Raw genomic sequence first — 18,301 nt, 5'->3', positions numbered from 1 at the left:
CGCAGGACCAGATTAACTTATCCAGACCGTACCCCCGGCAACTGTACCGGAACAGTTTAGAGCGCCGATTGATCGCTTGAAAAGCTGGCTGCGAGGGGCAAAGCGTGTCGATGTCGCTTAATTGACACAAAGATACACATTCATGCCGGTCGATCCCTGTGAACTCCCCAAATCTATCGGCGTGTGTGAAGTTCTCTGCAATCAATCACTTGAATCTGGGTTTGTCCGAAGAAAACAGGGCGCTATCATTGCCCGGATTTTCTTTTTGGTGAAACCCATGACGCAAGAACCTAGCACCCTCTATGCCAAGCTGCTTGGCGAGACCGCATCGATCACCTGGAAAGAATTGCAACCGTTCTTTGCAAAGGGTGCCCTGTTGTGGGTCGAGCCTGAGCAGGATTTGATCGCAGTGGCAGTGGCCTTTGCCGAGAACGATGAAACGGCCGTGGCCGGCTGGCTCGGTCGGGGGGACGTTGTGAAAGTGGCTGAGTCGCGGGCCTTGGACTTGCTGGAGCGCGATCCGGCGTTGTGGGCCGTCGTTGTTGCCCCTTGGGTGCTGATCCAGGAAAGGGCATCGCAGTCGTAGGTGCTTTGTTTTGGTGCGAGCAGTGATGGCAAAGTGGGTAGGTCAGTAACTGTCGGCTGTGCTCAGGTAGCGAAAAATCCCATGACAGTGCCTGCTTTTCTGTAGGAGCCAACTTGTTGGCGAGCCGGACTCTGGGGTAAATCAGATCAGACGCTTCGCGAACAAGTTCGCTCCTACAGTATCTTCATGCGCCCTTAAGTCTGCCGAATAGGTTTTGATCGGAAACGATCGGCTCGTGGGTCTTCGGGCGCTTCGACGCTTTCGAGTTGCGGCGTATGCAAACTCAGTCGGGCGGCTTCGAGCATTGCCATGGTGGGGGAGAGCCCTGCCGGTTTGCGCTGATTGATTTGCTGCACCAATGGCAGCAAAACCTCAAGCGGCGCCGGTTTGCTGAACAGATAACCCTGCACGTAATCGCAACCATGCTTGCTCAGAAACTCTAGCTGCGCAGCGGTTTCCACGCCTTCGGTCACGACTTTGAGGTGCAGCGTGTGGGCCATGACGATGATCGCTTGCACGATCTCCATGTCCTGTGGCGAAGCGGGTATGTCGAGGATGAATGAGCGGTCGATCTTCACGGTGTCCAGCGGCAGGCGTTTGAGATAGGCCAGCGACGAATAACCGGTGCCAAAGTCGTCGATGGACAACGCAACACCCATCTTGCGGATTTCCTTGAGCAACACAATCGTGTTGCTGATATTGCCCATCAGCGCGTTTTCCGTGACCTCCACCTCCAGCCGATTAGCGCAAACGCCGGCGTCCTCAAGGGCATGAGCAACTTCGTCCACCAGCGCGTCGCGCGCCAGATTGAGCGCCGAGCAGTTGACCGCGATGATCAGTTTGTCAAAGTCCGATTCACGCAACTTACCCAGATCGTGACAGGCGCGGCGCAGCACCCAATTGTCCAGTTCGGCAATCAGGCCGTTGTTCTCGGCGATGGTGATGAAACGATCCGGCGTCAGCAGCCCCTGCGTAGGGTGCTGCCAGCGCACCAGTGCTTCGAGCTTGGCGACGTGCCCGGTGCGCAAGTCGACGATGGGCTGGTAATACAGCTGCAGCTCGTTCTGCTCGCGCAGGGCGTGACGCAGTTGCTCCTCAAGTTGCAGCTCCATGCTGGCGCGGGTTTTCAGGTTGGCGCTGAAGAAGTGAACCGTATTGCGCCCATGCCCTTTGGATTGATACAGCGCCAGGTCCGCGTGCTTGAGCAGTTCATCGCAACTGTCGCCGTCGTCAGGGAACACGCTGATGCCAATACTGGTGGTCATCACCATGCGCCGACCGCTCAGGTCGATAGGCTCTTTCATTTTCTGCATGACCCGCTGGGCCAGATAACGCGATTCATCAGGGTTTTGCAGGGTGATGAGGATGCAGAATTCGTCTCCACCAAACCGCGCGACCACATCAGCCGCGCGCGTCGCGCCACGAATACGATCAGCGATGACCTTGAGCAGTTCGTCCCCGGCGTCGTGGCCCAGGCTGTCATTGATGCGTTTGAAGTGATCGATGTCCAGAAACATCACCGCCAGCTTGCCGTTGCACCGTCGCTGTTCGGTCAGCCGTTCGCCGAAAACCTGATTGAAGCCGCGACGGTTGATCAGGTTGGTCAGAGGGTCATAGTGCGCGACCTGCTGTAGAGACGCGCGCGCTTGATCGAGTTGATTGAGCAGCGCGTTGACCCGGCGCAGGTCGTGATCCTTGCCCTGCAGCTTTTTGTCGGCCAATGCGGCGCTGATGCTGCCGGTCATGATCAGCAGGACGATCAGGGCAATGGTCAGGCTCAGTTGCAGGCCATTCTGGGTCCCGGCCATTTGCAGTGTCGCGTCCGCCGGCACCACCAGATGCAACGCCCACATGCCCATGAAGTGCGTGCTGACGATACCGGCGCCCAATACCAGACTGGCGACGTACTTGAGCAAGTGGTGGGTCAGGCCGCTGCCATTGCGAAAGCGCATCGCCAGTATCAGCGCCACCAGACTGGACGCGATGGCGATCACGATCGACAAGCTGAACAACAGCGGATCGTAGTACTGAGTGGCGCTGGAGCGCATCGCCGACATGCCGACGTAATGCATGGCGGCAATCCCCAGCCCCATGCAAGTGGCCGCCAACAGGTATTGCCCCGGTCCTAACGACGCCTGGTTCAGCGCGCGCATCGCTACCAGCCCCGCGAAGAGCGCGATCATCAGCGAAGCCACGGTGATGGGCAATTCGTAGTGGATTTCCAGCGGCGTCTGAAACGACAACATGCTGATGAAGTGCATGGCCCAGATGCCCACCGCCAGGCACAACGCCCCAAGTCCGCGCCAGCGTATTTTCGCGCTGGGGTTTTCCACATGCCCCACGCGTTCGGCGATGTTCAGCGTGGCAAAACTGGCGGCGCAGGCAACCACGTAAGCGAGCAACACCAGAGAGGGGTTGTGATTGCAGTTGATCAGCAGACGGCCGTCTGCCGGGATGGCATTTAAAAATTGTATGCCCAGCCATTCCATAGCGTGTCCCTGTGCCAAATCCAAGGTTGCCACCATCCGAGTGGAGTGCTGGCAATTTGAAATGATTATAGATATCCGTTTGAGTTAGTCAGCAGGTGCAGGACGGCCGCACCAACTATTTCGAAATAACACTACTAACTAAAGGTTATAAGCCTATAGCCGGTTTTTGTTGCCGTGAGTCTGTTGCAGTGATCCGCCTCCATCCACTTTACGAATGTTTACAGACATGGCCCCCGGACGGATTTAGATTGCGGGCACAGGCAGTCCCCGAATAACAAAAATAGAGACGGATGACTCATGGGCGAAACTTCAATTGCGGCCAATAAACAAGCAGCGAATGCATGGCGCGTTCTGTTTCTGCTGTTTCTCGCCAACCTGTTCAACTTCTTCGACCGCACCATCCCGGCGATCATCATCGAGCCGATCCGGATGGAGTGGCACCTGAGCGATTTCCAGCTAGGGATCATCGGCACCGCGTTCACCCTGGTGTACGCCATTGCCGGCTTGCCGCTCGGGCGCATGGCCGATAACGGCTCGCGGCGCAAATTGATGGGCTGGGGCCTGGCGGTCTGGAGCGCGCTGACGGCGGTCAACGGGCTGGCGGGCAGTTTCTGGACATTCCTGCTAGTGCGCATGGGCGTCGGCATCGGCGAGGCGAGCTACGCGCCTGCGGCCAATTCGCTGATTGGTGATCTGTTCCCGGCCCACAAGCGTTCGCGGGCGATGGGCATTTTCATGCTCGGCCTGCCACTGGGTCTGCTGCTGGCGTTCTTCACCATCGGCGCGATGGTCAAGGCGTTCGACAGCTGGCGCGCGCCGTTCTTTATCGCGGCGGTGCCGGGGCTGATTCTGGCGGTGTTCATGTTCTTCATTCGCGAGCCGCAACGAGGGGCGGCCGAGAGCGTGAAAATGTCCCAGGAGAAAATCAAAAAGCCGATTCGCAGCGTGCTGGCGATCCCCACGTTTCGCTGGCTGGTGCTCGCCGGGCTGGCCTTCAACTTCGCGACCTATGCCTGCAACTCGTTCATGGTGCCGATGCTGCAGCGCTATTTTTTGCTGCCGTTACAGGAAGCGGCCATGGCCACCGGGCTGATCGTGGGCGTGACCGGTCTTGTGGGTCTGACTGCAGGCGGTTGGGTCGCGGACAAGCTGCATCAGCGTACGCGCAACGGACGGCTGCTGTTTGCCGCGTTCAGCATGCTGGTCGCAACGCTCGCAACCGGCTACGGGCTGCACGCCGGGCGAATTGAGATTGGCATGTTTGTCGCGGTGTTCAGCGTTGGTTGGCTGTTTTCCTACAACTTCTATACCTGCGTTTACACAGCGATTCAGGACGTGGTCCAGCCAAGATTGCGCGCGACGGCCATGGCGTTGTTTTTTGCCGGTTTGTATTTGTTGGGCGGGGGGTTGGGGCCGGTCGTAGTCGGTTTGCTGTCGGACCATTTTGCTCACTCAGCGATGTACGCGGCGCAGGCCGAGCAGATGACCGAAGCGTTCAAAGCCGTGGGGTTGCACGACGCGATGTATCTGATTCCGGTGGCGCTGTGTTTTGCGCTGGTCTTTCTTCTTCAGGGGGCGCGGTGTTTCAGCCGGGATGCCGAACGGATGCGGGAGGGGATGGCGGCGGACGCGCCGGTGGCGGAGGGGGCCAGGCCGTCGGTGGCTTGAAAGATTGAAAGGATGTCGCGGTTACCTGTAGGAGTGAGCTTGCTCGCGATCGCGTCTCGTCCGCTCACAAATGCGAGTCAGGGAAATCGCAATCGCGAGCAAGCTCACTCCTACAAGGTTTCGCGTTCATCAGCCAAACCGGGGACAGATTTATTTACGGTGAAGCGTTGTAAATAAAATCAGTCCCCTGGGCCTCTAGTCCCCTCGGCTCTTAACCGGCCACCAACACTCGGATTGCTTCCAGGCGCAGCGCGGCTTTGTCCAGCATCGCCAGTCCTTGTTCGCGACGCTCGCGCAGAGCCACCAGCTCGCTGTCGCGCACAGTCGGGTTGACCGCTTGCAGCGCGGTCAGGCGCGCGAGTTCTTCGTCGGTATCTGCTGCCAGTCGACGCTGCGCTTCAGCCACACGCTCGATGTGCTTGGGCGAGATCTTTGCTTCACCGGCATTGATCCGTGGGGTGAGTTCGTCACGCTGGGCCTGGATGAACTTGTTGGCACTGGCGCGGGGAACGCTTTCCAGTTGCTCGTTGAGCTTGGTGAAGGAGACACCACCCGACAGGTCGTTGCCATTGGCGTCCAGCAGGCAGCGCAAGGCGGCAGGCGGCAGATAGCGGCCCAGCTGCAACGAGCGCGGCGCGACCACTTCACTGACGTACAACAATTCCAGCAATACAGTGCCGGGCTTGAGTGCCTTGTTCTTGATCAGCGCCACGGCGGTGTTGCCCATGGAACCGGCCAGTACCAGATCCATGCCGCCCTGAACCATCGGGTGCTCCCAGGTCAGAAATTGCATGTCCTCACGGGACAGCGCCTGGTTGCGGTCGTAGGTGATGGTGACGCCTTCGTCGTCGCCAAGCGGGAAGCTGGCGTCGAGCATCTTCTCGCTCGGTTTGAGGATCAGCGCGTTTTCCGAGTGGTCTTCGCTGTCGATGCCAAACGCGTCGAACAGCGTTTCCATGTAGATCGGCAGGGTGAACTGATCGTCCTGCTCAAGAATCGCTTCGACCAGCGCATCGCCTTCGCCCGCGCCGCCGGAGTTGAGCTCCAGTAGACGGTCGCGACCGGTGTGCAGTTCCGATTCCAGACGCACACGCTCATCGCGCGCCTCGTCCACCAGGGCTTGCCATTCGTCGTCATCGCCACCTTCAAGCAGCGGCAGAAGACGCGGGCCGAACTGGTGTTGCAGGGCGTTGCCGGTGGGGCAGGTATTGAGGAAGGCGTTCAGCGCTTCGTGATACCACTGGAACAGGCGCTCTTGCGGGCTGGTTTCCAGATACGGCACATGCAGCTCGATGATGTGTTTCTGGCCGATCCGGTCCAGACGCCCGATACGCTGCTCCAGCAGGTCCGGGTGCGCCGGCAGATCGAACAGCACCAGGTGGTGCGAGAACTGGAAGTTGCGACCTTCGCTGCCGATCTCCGAACAGATCAGCACTTGCGCGCCGAACTCTTCATCAGCGAAGTAAGCGGCAGCGCGGTCACGTTCGAGGATGTTCATGCCCTCGTGGAAAACGGTGGCCGGAATGCCGGAACGTACGCGCAGCGCGTCTTCCAGGTCCATCGCGGTTTCGGCGTGGGCGCAGATCACCAGCACTTTGACGCGCTTGAGCATCTTCAGGGTGTCGATCAGCCAATCGACGCGCGGGTCGAAGCGCCACCAGCGTTCGTCTTCCGGGGTCTCCATCTGCGCCTGAAAGCTGACCTCAGGGTACAGATCGGCGTGTTCACCAATCGGCAGCTCCAGGTATTCAGCCGGGCAAGGCAGCGGATACGGATGCAGTTTGCGCTCCGGGAACCCCTGCACAGCGGCTCGGGTATTACGAAACAGCACGCGGCCGGTGCCATGGCGGTCAAGCAGTTCGCGGATCAGCCGGGCGCTGGCTTCGGTGTCGCCATCGGCCACGGCGCCCAACAGTGCTTCGCCTTCGGCACCGAGGAAGCCGCGAATCGTTTCGTGCGCCTTGGGCGACAAGCGCCCCTGATCCAGCAGCTCCTGTACGGCTTCGGCCACCGGGCGATAGTTTTCGCTCTCGGCGCGGAAGGCATGCAGGTCATGGAAACGGTTTGGATCAAGCAGACGCAGGCGCGCGAAGTGACTGTCCTGGCCCAGTTGTTCCGGGGTTGCAGTCAGCAGCAGGACGCCGGGGATGACCTCGGCCAGTTGCTCGACCAGGGAATATTGCGGGCTGGCCTTTTCTTCATGCCAGACCAGGTGGTGAGCCTCGTCGACCACCAGCATGTCCCAGCCGGCGGCGAACAGCGCGTCCTGAGCTTTTTCGTCTTCGACCAGCCATTCCAGCGACACCAGCGCCAGTTGCGTGTCTTCGAACGGGTTGCTGGCATCGCTTTCGATGAAGCGTTCGGCGTCGAACAGCGCGACCTGCAGATTGAAGCGGCGACGCATTTCGACCAGCCACTGATGCTGGAGGTTTTCCGGCACCAGGATCAGCACGCGATTGGCGCGGCCCGAAAGCAGTTGGCGGTGGATGATCAGACCGGCTTCGATGGTCTTGCCCAGGCCCACTTCGTCCGCCAGCAGTACGCGGGGAGCGACGCGGTCGGCGACTTCCCGGGCGATGTGCAACTGGTGGGCAATGGGCTGGGCACGAACACCGCCCAGGCCCCACAACGAGGATTGCAGTTGGCGGCTGGTGTGTTCGAGGGTGTGATAACGCAGGGAAAACCATGGCAGCGGGTCGATCTGACCTGCGAACAGGCGATCGCTGGCCAGGCGGAACTGAATGAAGTTCGACAGTTGGGTTTCAGGCAGGGTAACGGGTTGGTTCTGCGCGTTGAGCCCGTGGTAGACCAGCAGGCCGTCGACATCATCGACTTCGCGCACGGTCATTTTCCAGTTCTCGAAGTGGGTGATCACGTCCCCCGGTGAGAACCGCACGCGTGTGAGCGGCGCATTGCGCAGCGCGTATTGACGCGTGTCGCCAGTGGCCGGATAGAGCACGGTCAACAAGCGGCCGTCCTGTGCCAGAACGGTGCCTAAACCCAGCTCGGCTTCGCTGTCGCTAATCCAGCGTTGCCCCGGTTGATACTGCTGCGCCATGCTGCCTGACTCCCGCCGTGAAAAAGCCGACTATGTTAACGGAACAAGGCCCTCAGGCCAAAGATACATTGCAAAAACGCCTGTATTTGTGGGTCGTGGTGCCTGTTTCAGCACTTGCTGAGAAAAACATAGTCCAAACTTTTCGATCAAACGGCTCAAGTCGACGAAAAGGCAGCCGACAGGGTTGTATCAGGAGACCATTACCATGCTGCCACCGTTGATCCCATTGAGCGCGGCCCCCGTGACATCGCAGCTGGACCCGGTCAAATCCACCCCGGATATACCGCCGGTGGCCGCCGTGCAGGCCAGCTTCAGCGAAACTGTCATCGACATGGCCGAGCGCGATCCGGCTCAGGGCGAACTATTGCTGCGCGAAGAACAGCGCAGGCAGCAACGCCGTCGCAATGACCGACGCACCGCCGATCGCCACCCCGAATTGCAGGAAGAACCGCTCGCCGTGCCCGGAGAGTCGTTGAACGCAGACAACACGGTGCCGGTCATCCCAATCATCGACGATGAACCGCGCAAGGGCTTGTGGCTGGATTTGAAGGTTTGACGGCATACCTGCGCTAGTCATGGGCGGCGCGATTGCGCATTATTGGCCGCATTACGATTGCGAGAGCCTTCCCGCCATGAGCGATAACGAAAAGCTGGTAGATCTGGGCGCCGAACGTGCCAAGCGTGTGCACGACCTGAACGACAAACGACTCAACGAAGTCCGCTCCGCTTTCGAGCAGGCGCTGCCGCTGGGCAAGGGCAAGAAAAAGCCCAAGGGCAAGCCAAAGAAGCGTTGAGCCTTGCGCTACGCATCCGGTAGGAGCGAATTTATTCGCGAGACGGCCCATCTGATGTAACTGTATCCACCGCCTCGCCAACAAGTTGGTTCCTACAGAGTCGGTGTTTCAGCCGAGCGTAATCTTCGGCAAATCCGTCAGCGTTACGGTCTGCAGCTTGCGCGGCGCGAGGATCTCGGCCTCGCCATCCACCACCAATTCATCGTTCTGGTTGAACACGCGGGTCGCGATGCGCACGCGGAATTTCGGCAGTTTCTCGAGAATCTCCAAACGCACGGTCAATGTGTCGCCAATCTTCACCGGCTTCTGAAAGGTCATCTGCTGGCCCAGGTAAATCGTCCCCGGCCCAGGCAGTTCGCACGCCACCGCAGCGCTGATCAGCGCGCCACTGAACATGCCGTGGGCGATACGCTCCTTGAACATGCTTTTGCCCGCGAATTCAGCGTCCAGGTGAACTGGATTGCGGTCGCCGGACATCTCGGCGAATAGCTGGATATGACGCTCTTCGACGGTCTTGCTGTAGCTGGCGGTCTGGCCAACTTCAAGGGCCTCGTAAGGGGTGTTAGTGACTTCGGTCATGGGGTGATCCTGAGACATGAATATTGAAAGCGGAGAAAATCGACATCCGTGACGATCATTGTGCCTGACGCGCCCGCGGCTCGGTCAGCGCCTGTTTGAGCCAGGCGAGTAAATCACGGGTGACTTCATCGCGGTTGGTTTCGTTGAAGATTTCATGCCGCGCCCCGGGGTAAAGATTCAGCGTTACTGACTGCTGCCCTGTGCCTTTGAACGCGTCAGTCAGATCCCTCAGACGCTTGCCTTCGCTCACCGGATCACATTCGCCGCCCATAATCAGCAGGGGCAGGCTGTGATCGATCTTTTCCAGCTCTGACGGTGTGCTGATCTGCTCCAGCCCGCCCAGCAGGTCGATCCAGAATTGATTGGTGCAGCGAAACCCGCACATCGGGTCGTTGATATATATATCAACCTCGGCAGCGTCGCGGCTGAGCCAGTCGAACGGCGTGCGGGCCGGTTTGAATGCCTTGTTGAACGCGCCGAACGACAGCCACTCGATCAACGCGCTGCGGCCTGTCGCACCCTGTCGCCAGCGTTCAAAGCGAGCGATGAGAGCCGCGCTGCGGTACAACGAGACCGGTTGAAAATTCGAGCCGCTGAGCACCGCTCCCTGCAAGGTGCTGCTGTCCTGCAAAAGATAAGATTGGGCGACGTAGCTGCCCATGCTGTGCCCGAGCAGGAAAATCGGCAGCCCTGGATGTTGCAACTTAATCGCTTTGCTCAGGCTGGCGAGATCACCCACCACCTTGTTCCACCCATCGTCATTGGCGTAATGGCCAAGCACGCCGTGCGCCGCCGTTCGGCCATGGCCGCGCTGGTCGTGGGCGTACAGCGCAAAACCTGCGGCGCTCAGTGCTGCGCCCAGACGCGCATAGCGCCCGCTGTGTTCGGCCATGCCGTGAGCCAGCATGACCACTGCTTTGGGGCCCGATACAGGAATCCAGGCGTTGACGTATAAACGGCTATTGTCGGCGGCGTCGAGCCAAAAGCCTTCGTGTTTCATGGCGATTCCCTGCCTTGTAAGAATTTGTCTTGAAAAGCCACGTGTCGGCGTTTCGGTAGAAGTGTATAGCCCATGGCAAGGTGAGCTTCTGATCACTGGCAAGATTCACAATAATGATGACACCTGCCGGGCTATTTGCCTGACAGACGTTAGCTGCTAACGTCCGGCAAGCACTCTCAGGTAAGAGGATAAAAACAATATGCAACCTGACTTCTGGAACGATAAACGCCCCGCGGGCGTGCTGCCTGAGGTGGATTTAACAGCCTATAAATCGGTGGTGGAGGTCTTCGAGCGTAGTTGCAAGAAATACGCAGATCGGCCCGCATTCAGCAATATGGGCGTCACCATCACTTACGCCCAGCTGGATCGCTACTCCGCCGCCTTTGCGGCGTATCTGCAACAACAAACCGATCTCAAACCCGGCGACCGCATCGCCGTGCAAATGCCCAACCTGATTCAGTACCCTATTGCCGTCTTTGGTGCGATTCGCGCCGGCCTGATCGTGGTCAACACCAACCCGCTGTACACCACCCGCGAGATGCGCCATCAGTTCAAGGATTCCGGCGCTCGCGCCCTGGTTTACCTCAACCTGTTCGGCAAGAACGTGCAGGAAGTGCTGCCCGACACCGACCTTCAATACCTGATCGAAGTGAAGATGGGCGACATGCAATCGGCGGCCAAAGGCTGGCTGGTCAACACCGTCGTCGACAAGATCAAAAAGATGGTCCCCGCGTACCACTTACCCCAGGCCGTGGCCTTCAAAAGCGTATTGAAGCTGGGGCGCGGCGACCACTTGCAGCGTGTGCAACTGGATCTGGAAGACATCGCCGTCCTGCAATACACCGGCGGCACCACCGGCTCGCCCAAGGGCGCGATGCTGACCCACGGCAATCTGGTGGCGAACATGCAGCAGGTCTATGCCTGCATGTTGCAGCATGGCCCCGATGGCCAGCCGATTTTCCGGCAGGGCAGTGAGATCATGGTCGCGCCGCTGCCGCTGTATCACATCTACGCGTTTACCGTGAACTGCATGTGCATGATGGTCAGCGGCAATCACAACCTGCTGATCACCAACCCGCGGGACATCGGCGGCTTCATTAAAGAGCTCAAGAACTGGCGTTTCTCGGCCATGATCGGGCTCAACACCTTGTTCGTCGCCCTCATGGAGCACCCGGATTTCAAAACCCTGGATTTCTCGACGCTGCGTTTGACCAACTCAGGCGGCACGGCCTTGGTGAAATCCACTGCTGAGCGTTGGCAGCAATTGACCGGTTGCCCGATCGTCGAAGGCTACGGCCTGACCGAGACCTCGCCGGTGGCCACGGCCAATCCTTATGGCGACAAGTCGCGGCTGGGCACCGTCGGCATGCCGGTGCCGGGCACGATCGCCAAAATCGTTGACGACGAAGGCGTTGAATTGCCGGTCGGCGAGCGCGGCGAATTGTGCCTCAAAGGTCCGCAGATCATGCTCGGCTATTGGCACCGCCCGGATGCTACTGCCGAGGTGCTGGACGCTGATGGCTGGCTCAAGACCGGCGACATTGGGGTGATCGACCCGGACGGGTTCATCCGCATCGTTGATCGCAAGAAAGACCTGATCATCGTTTCGGGTTTTAACGTCTATCCCAACGAGATCGAAGACGTGGTCATGCGTCATCCGAAAGTCGCCAACTGCGCGGTGATCGGCATTGCTGACGAGCGCTCCGGGGAGGCGGTTAAGCTGTTCGTGGTGCCTCGAGATTCAAGCCTGACGTGCGAGGAATTGAAGGCCTACTGCAAGGAGAACTTCACCGGCTACAAGATCCCCAAGCAGATCGTGCTGCGTGAGTCATTGCCGATGACGCCGGTGGGGAAAATCCTGCGTCGCGAGTTGCGCGATATGGCTTAGGCGGCATAAAGAAGAAAGACGGCGTGTGATAACACGCCGTTTTTGTTTGTGCCGATGAAGGACGGATTCTGTAGGAGCGAATTTATTCGCGAAGCAATCGTTCAGACAGCAGGGATATGTCTGCGGCGCTAAACTTTCGCGAACAAGTTCGCTCCTACAGAAAGATTCCTTGAGCCATTGGAGCGGCAGAATTTTCGACATTTAGGTTCATTGCTCTAAACGTGACCGCGCCCAATTCAAGAGTCACGCTTGTGACCGTAGAGCCCACCTTTGGCTCTAGGCGCCCTTTGGCAAAGCTGCTACTCTCGGCCCGCTTTTGGACCCGTAATCGGGCCGAAACGCGCGAGCTACACCCTTCCAAACACAACAAAATCGCCGCATTCAAGCGGTGTGTAGAAATCGCTGCAGCTGAGGAGTCGTCTTCCGTGATCGAAAATTTCTGGAAGGATAAATATCCGTCTGGTATCGCCGCTGATATCAATCCTGACGAGTATCCAAACGTTCAGGCCGTATTGAAGCAGTCTTGCGAGCGTTTCGGCAACAAACCGGCTTTCAGCAACCTGGGCAAGACGCTGACCTACGGTGAGATGTATGCGCTGTCCGGCGCCTTCGCCGCCTATTTGCAGCAGCACACTGACCTGCAACCCGGCGACCGCATCGCGGTGCAATTGCCTAACGTGTTGCAGTACCCGATCGCCGTCTTCGGCGCCATCCGCGCCGGGCTGATCGTGGTCAACACCAACCCGCTGTACACCGCGCGGGAAATGGAACATCAATTCAACGACTCCGGCGCCAAGGCGCTTGTCTGCCTGGCCAACATGGCGCACTTGGCAGAAAAGGTCGTCCCTAAAACCGGCGTCAAACACGTCATCGTCACCGAAGTCGCCGACTTGCTGCCGCCGCTCAAGCGCCTGCTGGTCAATAGCGTCATCAAGTACGTGAAGAAAATGGTCCCGCCGTACCATTTGCCCAAGGCGATCAAATTCAACGACGTGCTGGCCAAAGGTCAAGGCCAGCCGGTGAGAGATGCCTCGCCTGACAGCGGCGAGGTCGCGGTGCTGCAATACACCGGCGGCACCACCGGCATTGCCAAAGGCGCGATGCTGACTCACCGCAACCTCATCGCCAACATGCTGCAGTGCAAGGCGCTGATGGCGTCGAATCTCAACGAAGGCAGTGAAATACTCATCACGCCGCTGCCGCTTTACCACATCTACGCCTTCACCTTTCACTGCATGGCGATGATGCTGATCGGCAATCACAATATCCTGATCAGCAACCCGCGCGACTTGTCGGCGATGGTCAAAGAGCTGTCGAAATGGAAGTTCTCGGGCTTCGTGGGCCTTAACACGCTGTTCGTGGCGCTGTGCAACAACCAGGATTTCCGTCAGCTGGATTTCTCCTCCCTCAAAGTCACGCTCTCTGGCGGCATGGCGCTGCAACAGGCGGCGGCTGAGCGCTGGAAGGAAGTGACCGGCTGTGAGATCTGCGAAGGCTACGGCATGACCGAAACCAGCCCTGTGGCGACGGTTAACCCGATCCAGAAGATCCAGATGGGCACCATCGGCATCCCGGTGCCATCGACGTTGTGCAAAACCATCAACGATGCCGGCGAAGAACTGCCCCTGGGCGAAGTCGGTGAGTTGTGCGTGAAAGGCCCGCAGGTAATGAAGGGCTATTGGCAGCGTCAGGACGCCACCGATGAAATGCTCGACGCCGAAGGCTGGCTGAAGACCGGTGATATCGCTGTGATTCAACCCGACGGCTACATGCGCATCGTCGATCGCAAGAAAGACATGATTCTGGTGTCGGGCTTCAACGTGTACCCCAATGAACTGGAAGACGTATTGGCCGGCTTGCCGGGCGTATTGCAGTGCGCGGCGATTGGCGTGCCGGACGAAAAGTCGGGCGAGGCGATCAAGATCTTCATCGTCACCAAGCCAGGCGCCACATTGACCAAAGAACAGGTCATGGAACACATGCGCGCCAACGTCACGGCCTACAAAGTGCCGCGCAGCGTCGAGTTTCGCGATGCCCTGCCGACCACCAACGTCGGCAAAATCCTGCGCCGCGAACTGCGCGACGGCGAAATCAAAAAGCTGGCGCTGAAGAAACAGGCTTGATCTCGGGCATCTTTGTGTCCTTCACGACTCTGTAGGAGCGAATTTATTCGCGAAACGGTAGGCCAGGCGATAAATCATCGTTTGGATTACGCACGTCTCGCGAATGAATTCGCTCCTACAGCATGACCGCGTCTAAATCTGCGACAATCCGCGCCCTGCATTTCAAATGAAGACCCTGCGCCGCTGATGACCGACGAATCGCCCTCCATCGACCAACTGCTCAAGAACCTCGACCACGCGATGATCAGTGATCGTCATCGTCTGCGGCGGCAGTTGCATGAGCTGCGCAAGAAGCCCGACGAGGCGAAGCTGGCGCAATGGGCCGAGCGTGTTCAGGCCTCCAGCGCTCAGGTGCTGGCGCGCAAAAACAGCGTGCCGACGGTCCGCTACGACGACAACCTGCCGATTGCCGCCAAACGCGAAGAGATCAAAGAAGCGCTGCTCAAGCACCAGGTGCTGATCATCGCCGGTGAAACCGGGTCCGGCAAAACCACCCAGCTGCCGAAAATCTGCCTTGAAATCGGTCGCGGCCAGCACGGTCTGATCGGCCACACGCAACCGCGCCGAATCGCTGCGCGCAGCGTCGCGAGCCGGGTCGCCGAAGAAATCGGCACGCCCCTCGGGGCGTTGGTCGGCTATCAAGTGCGCTTCGAGGACCAGAGCGACAGCAACACCCTGATCAAACTCATGACCGACGGCATCCTGCTGGCCGAAACCCAGCACGACCGTTTTCTCGAGCGCTACGACACGATCATTGTCGACGAAGCCCACGAACGCAGCCTGAACATCGATTTTTTGCTGGGTTACCTTAAAACCCTGCTGCCCCGTCGCCCGGACCTGAAGGTCATCATCACCTCGGCCACCATCGACCTTGAGCGCTTCTCCGAGCATTTCGACAAGGCCCCGATCATCGAAGTCTCGGGCCGCACCTTCCCGGTCGAGACTATCTATCGTCCGCTGACCTCGCAGCAGGACGAGGACGGCAACAGCGTCGAAGAAGACCTGACCGTTGACCAGGCGATTCTGGCGACGCTGGACGAACTGGCTGACATGGAACGCGCCGAACGCAAATCCCCGGGTGACGTGCTGGTGTTCCTGCCCGGCGAACGCGAGATTCGCGACGCCGCCGAAATGCTGCGCAAGGCGCAACTCAAACACACCGAAATCCTGCCGCTCTACGCGCGTCTGTCGCCTGCCGAGCAGCAGCGGATTTTCCAGTCGCATCCGGGGCGTCGCGTGGTGCTGGCGACCAACGTGGCCGAGACTTCGCTGACCGTGCCGGGCATTCGTTACGTGATCGACACCGGCACCGCGCGCATCAGTCGTTACAGCTATCGCGCCAAAGTCCAGCGCCTGCCCATCGAGGCGATTTCCCAGGCCAGCGCCAACCAGCGCAAAGGCCGTTGCGGCCGGGTCGAGCCGGGTCTGTGCGTGCGTCTTTACAGCGAAGAAGACTTCAACGGGCGTCCGGGATTCACCGATCCGGAAATCCTGCGCACCAACCTTGCCGCCGTGATCCTGCAGATGCTGCATCTGCGCTTGGGCGAGATCACCGATTTCCCATTCATCGAGCCACCGGACGGCAAGGCGATCAGCGACGGTTTCAACCTGTTGCAGGAGCTGTCGGCGGTCAATCGCGAGAACCAGCTCACGCCGCTGGGGCGCCAGTTGGCACGGCTGCCGGTGGACCCGCGAATGGGCCGCATGTTGCTGGAGGCGGCGAAGCAGGGCAGCTTGCAGGAAGTGCTGATCGTCGCCAGTGCCATGTCGATTCAGGACCCGCGCGAGCGTCCGCCCGAGCGCCAACAGGCGGCCGATCAGGCCCACGCGCAATGGAAGGATCAGGATTCGGATTTTGCCGGGCTGGTCAATCTGTGGCGTGGCTTCGAGGAGCAGCGACAGGCGCTGACCGCGAGCCCCTTGCGCAACTGGTGCCGCCGCAACTTCCTCAATTACCTGCGGCTGCGCGAGTGGCGCGATTCCCATCGCCAGCTGAGCCTGATCTGTCGAGACCTGCAACTGACGGTCAATAAAGAGCCGGCCGACTTTCCGAAATTTCACAAAGCGGTACTGTCCGGGCTGCTCAGCCAGATCGGGCAGAAGGCCGAAGAAGGCGATTACCTCGGCGCGCGTCAACGGCGCTTCTGGGTGCATCCGTCGTCGGGGCTGGGTCGCAAGCGTCCGCAATGGCTGATGGCAGCCGAGCTGGTTGAGACCACCAAGCTCTACGCGCGCATGGTGGCGAAGATCGAGCCGGACTGGATCGAGCCGCTCGCCGGGCACCTGATCAAGAAGAACCATTTCGAGCCCCATTGGGAGAAGAAGCGCGGGCAAGTCGTGGCGTTCGAGCAGATCACCCTGTTCGGGCTGATTGTGGTGGGTCGGCGTCCGGTGCATTTCGGGCCGATCGATCCGGTGGTGTCCCGCGAGTTTTTCATCCGCGAAGGGCTGGTGCGTGGCGAGATCCTGTCCCGTGCCAAATGCCTGACCGCCAACGCCAAACTGCTGGAAGAACTCGATGAGCTGGAGGCCAAGGCCCGCCGTCGCGACATTCTGGCAGACGAAGAAACACTGTTCCGTTTCTACGACGAGCGCCTGCCTGCGGAGATCCACCAGACCGCGACGTTCGACAGTTGGTACAAGACCGAAAGCCATAAAAACCCGCACTTGCTGATCATGCGTGAGGAAGACGTGCTGGCCCGTGAAGCCAGCGAAGTCACCGCCAATCAATACCCGGACACTTTGCGACTGGGCGATTTGACCCTGTCGTTGACCTATCACTTTGAACCCAACCATGCGCGCGACGGCGTGACGGTGCGCGTGCCGGCGCCGCTGCTGCTGTCTCTGCCTCCCGAGCGTCTTGAGTGGCTGGTGCCGGGGCTGCTGGAAACCAAATGCATTGCCTTGGTCCGTGAGCTGCCCAAAGCCCTGCGCAAGAATTTCGTGCCGGTGCCGGATTTCGTCAAAGCCGCTTTGCAGCGCATGACGTTCGGTGAGGGGTCGTTGACTCAGGCCTTGGGCCGCGAACTGCTGCGCATGACGGGGGCTCGCGTCTCCGATGAAGCGTGGGATGAGGCGACCCGGCAGCTTGAAAGTCATCTGAAAATGAACCTGGAAATCGTCGACGGCGACGGAAAATTCCTCGGCGAAGGTCGTGAACTGGATGAGTTGACCGCGCGCTTTGCCCAGGCCAGTCAAGCCGCGTTGGCCGTGCCGCAGACCGCGAAAAGTCAGCAGCCGGTTGAGCCAAAAGGCTTCTCGGCGGTGGCGCAGCAGACTCAGCAAAATATCGCCGGGCTGTCGATGACCGTGTATCCGGCGTTGGTGGAAGAGGGCGGCGCGGTCAAGGAAGGGCGTTTCTCCACGGCCACCGAAGCTGAATATCAACACCGCCGCGCCTTGCAGCGCTTGTTGCTGCAACAACTGGCGGAACCGGCGAAATTCCTGCGCAGCAAACTCCCGGGCCAGACTGAGCTTGGGTTGTTGTATCGCGAGCTGGGCCGGGTGGATGCGCTGATCGAAGACATCCTTTTGGCGAGCCTGGACAGCTGCATTCTCGAAGGCGAAAGCAGCTTGCCGCGCGACGGTGCGGGCTTGTTGTCGTTGGCTGAGCGCAAGCGTGGCGGGTTGACCGAGCACGCGGAGCGACTGGCGAAGCTGACACTGGAAATCCTCAAGCTATGGCACGGCTTGCAGAAGCGCTTCAAGGGCAAGATCGATCTGGCTCAGGCCGTTGCGCTCAACGACATCAAGTCGCAACTGAGCAAACTGGTGTATCCGGGTTTCGTGCGCGAGACCCCGGCGCAGTGGCTCAAAGAGCTGCCGCGTTACCTGAAAGCGATTGAACTGCGTCTGGAAAAACTGCCGTCGCAAGTGCAGAAGGATCGGGTCTGGAGCATCGAGTTGGCCAACCTGTGGGCGCAATACCAGGCCCGCGCCGACAAACACGCCCAGGAAGGCAAGCGCGACGATGAACTGGTGGTCTACCGTTGGTGGATGGAGGAATACCGCGTCTCGCTGTTCGGTCAACAACTGGGCACCAAAGTGCCGATTTCGGATAAGCGCTTGAGTAAGCAATGGGCGGCGGTTGAGGGTTGATTCGTATTTGTAGGCCTC

At 59.4% G+C, this 18,301-nt stretch carries 11 protein-coding genes; 7 read left to right on the top strand and 4 right to left on the bottom strand.

All coding sequences use genetic code 11. The annotated features are described in order from the left end of the window. The first annotated feature begins 277 nt into the window (after nucleotides 1-277). Nucleotides 278-586 (top strand): DUF2288 domain-containing protein, encoded by a 309-nt coding sequence (locus ACWKWM_RS05020; RefSeq protein WP_483845362.1) that lies wholly within the window; start codon nucleotides 278-280, stop codon nucleotides 584-586. 194 nt (nucleotides 587-780) lie between these two features. Here the strand turns inward: ACWKWM_RS05020 and ACWKWM_RS05015 are convergent, their stop codons facing one another. Further along, a complete protein-coding gene (locus tag ACWKWM_RS05015; RefSeq protein WP_483845074.1) occupies nucleotides 781-3,075 on the bottom strand; it encodes a putative bifunctional diguanylate cyclase/phosphodiesterase in 2,295 nt (764 codons plus the stop codon). A gap of 297 nt (nucleotides 3,076-3,372) precedes the next feature. Between ACWKWM_RS05015 and ACWKWM_RS05010 the strand changes: the two genes are divergently transcribed. Then, nucleotides 3,373-4,743 (top strand): spinster family MFS transporter, encoded by a 1,371-nt coding sequence (locus ACWKWM_RS05010; protein ID WP_483845073.1) that lies wholly within the window; start codon nucleotides 3,373-3,375, stop codon nucleotides 4,741-4,743. Nucleotides 4,744-4,954: 211 nt separating this feature from the next. On the opposite strand, the gene rapA is transcribed toward ACWKWM_RS05010, so the two are convergent. Further along, nucleotides 4,955-7,801 carry an RNA polymerase-associated protein RapA gene (gene rapA, locus ACWKWM_RS05005; protein ID WP_483845072.1) on the bottom strand — a complete coding sequence of 949 codons (2,847 nt, stop codon included), beginning with the start codon at nucleotides 7,799-7,801 and terminating at the stop codon, nucleotides 4,955-4,957. A 205-nt stretch (nucleotides 7,802-8,006) separates the two neighbouring features. On the opposite strand from rapA, the gene ACWKWM_RS05000 reads away from it, so the two are divergent. Next, nucleotides 8,007-8,357: an aspartate-semialdehyde dehydrogenase gene (locus ACWKWM_RS05000; protein WP_483845071.1), complete on the top strand. Its 351-nt coding sequence runs from the start codon at nucleotides 8,007-8,009 to the stop codon at nucleotides 8,355-8,357. Nucleotides 8,358-8,433: 76 nt separating this feature from the next. After that, entirely contained in the window at nucleotides 8,434-8,595 is a 162-nt protein-coding gene (locus ACWKWM_RS04995; protein ID WP_483845070.1) for a hypothetical protein, read from the top strand. Between the two features lie 108 nt (nucleotides 8,596-8,703). Here the strand turns inward: ACWKWM_RS04995 and ACWKWM_RS04990 are convergent, their stop codons facing one another. Together ACWKWM_RS04990 and ACWKWM_RS04985 are read right to left on the bottom strand one after the other, a co-directional pair. Further along, nucleotides 8,704-9,174: a MaoC family dehydratase gene (locus ACWKWM_RS04990; RefSeq protein ID WP_483834419.1), complete on the bottom strand. Its 471-nt coding sequence runs from the start codon at nucleotides 9,172-9,174 to the stop codon at nucleotides 8,704-8,706. 55 nt (nucleotides 9,175-9,229) lie between these two features. Continuing rightward, nucleotides 9,230-10,174 carry a lysophospholipase gene (locus ACWKWM_RS04985; RefSeq protein WP_483845069.1) on the bottom strand — a complete coding sequence of 315 codons (945 nt, stop codon included), beginning with the start codon at nucleotides 10,172-10,174 and terminating at the stop codon, nucleotides 9,230-9,232. A 199-nt stretch (nucleotides 10,175-10,373) separates the two neighbouring features. Here ACWKWM_RS04985 and fadD2 point away from each other — a divergent pair, with 199 nt between their 5' ends. The 3 genes from fadD2 to hrpA all read left to right on the top strand — a co-directional run bounded on the left by fadD2 (nucleotide 10,374) and on the right by hrpA (nucleotide 18,283). Then, nucleotides 10,374-12,062, top strand: a complete 1,689-nt coding sequence (fadD2, locus tag ACWKWM_RS04980; protein ID WP_483845068.1) for a long-chain-fatty-acid--CoA ligase FadD2 — start codon at nucleotides 10,374-10,376, stop codon at nucleotides 12,060-12,062. A 425-nt stretch (nucleotides 12,063-12,487) separates the two neighbouring features. Next, nucleotides 12,488-14,185: a long-chain-fatty-acid--CoA ligase FadD1 gene (gene fadD1 / locus ACWKWM_RS04975; protein WP_483845067.1), complete on the top strand. Its 1,698-nt coding sequence runs from the start codon at nucleotides 12,488-12,490 to the stop codon at nucleotides 14,183-14,185. A 186-nt stretch (nucleotides 14,186-14,371) separates the two neighbouring features. Next, a complete protein-coding gene (hrpA, locus tag ACWKWM_RS04970; RefSeq protein WP_483845066.1) occupies nucleotides 14,372-18,283 on the top strand; it encodes an ATP-dependent RNA helicase HrpA in 3,912 nt (1,303 codons plus the stop codon). The last annotated feature ends 18 nt before the right edge of the window (nucleotides 18,284-18,301 follow it).

The sequence above is a fragment of the Pseudomonas rosaeacicularis genome, assembly GCF_057128745.1.
This window is presented reverse-complemented; position numbering and strand designations above follow the sequence as displayed.

Excerpts from the sequence above, each read along its gene's own strand:
- ACWKWM_RS05020 (WP_483845362.1), top strand. The coding sequence starts at position 278 with ATGACGCAAGAACCTAGCACCCTCTATGCCAAGCTGCTTGGCGAGACC.
- ACWKWM_RS05015 (WP_483845074.1), bottom strand. The coding sequence starts at position 3,075 with ATGGAATGGCTGGGCATACAATTTTTAAATGCCATCCCGGCAGACGGC.
- ACWKWM_RS05010 (WP_483845073.1), top strand. The coding sequence starts at position 3,373 with ATGGGCGAAACTTCAATTGCGGCCAATAAACAAGCAGCGAATGCATGG.
- rapA (WP_483845072.1), bottom strand. The coding sequence starts at position 7,801 with ATGGCGCAGCAGTATCAACCGGGGCAACGCTGGATTAGCGACAGCGAA.
- ACWKWM_RS05000 (WP_483845071.1), top strand. The coding sequence starts at position 8,007 with ATGCTGCCACCGTTGATCCCATTGAGCGCGGCCCCCGTGACATCGCAG.
- ACWKWM_RS04995 (WP_483845070.1), top strand. The coding sequence starts at position 8,434 with ATGAGCGATAACGAAAAGCTGGTAGATCTGGGCGCCGAACGTGCCAAG.
- ACWKWM_RS04990 (WP_483834419.1), bottom strand. The coding sequence starts at position 9,174 with ATGACCGAAGTCACTAACACCCCTTACGAGGCCCTTGAAGTTGGCCAG.
- ACWKWM_RS04985 (WP_483845069.1), bottom strand. The coding sequence starts at position 10,174 with ATGAAACACGAAGGCTTTTGGCTCGACGCCGCCGACAATAGCCGTTTA.
- fadD2 (WP_483845068.1), top strand. The coding sequence starts at position 10,374 with ATGCAACCTGACTTCTGGAACGATAAACGCCCCGCGGGCGTGCTGCCT.
- hrpA (WP_483845066.1), top strand. The coding sequence starts at position 14,372 with ATGACCGACGAATCGCCCTCCATCGACCAACTGCTCAAGAACCTCGAC.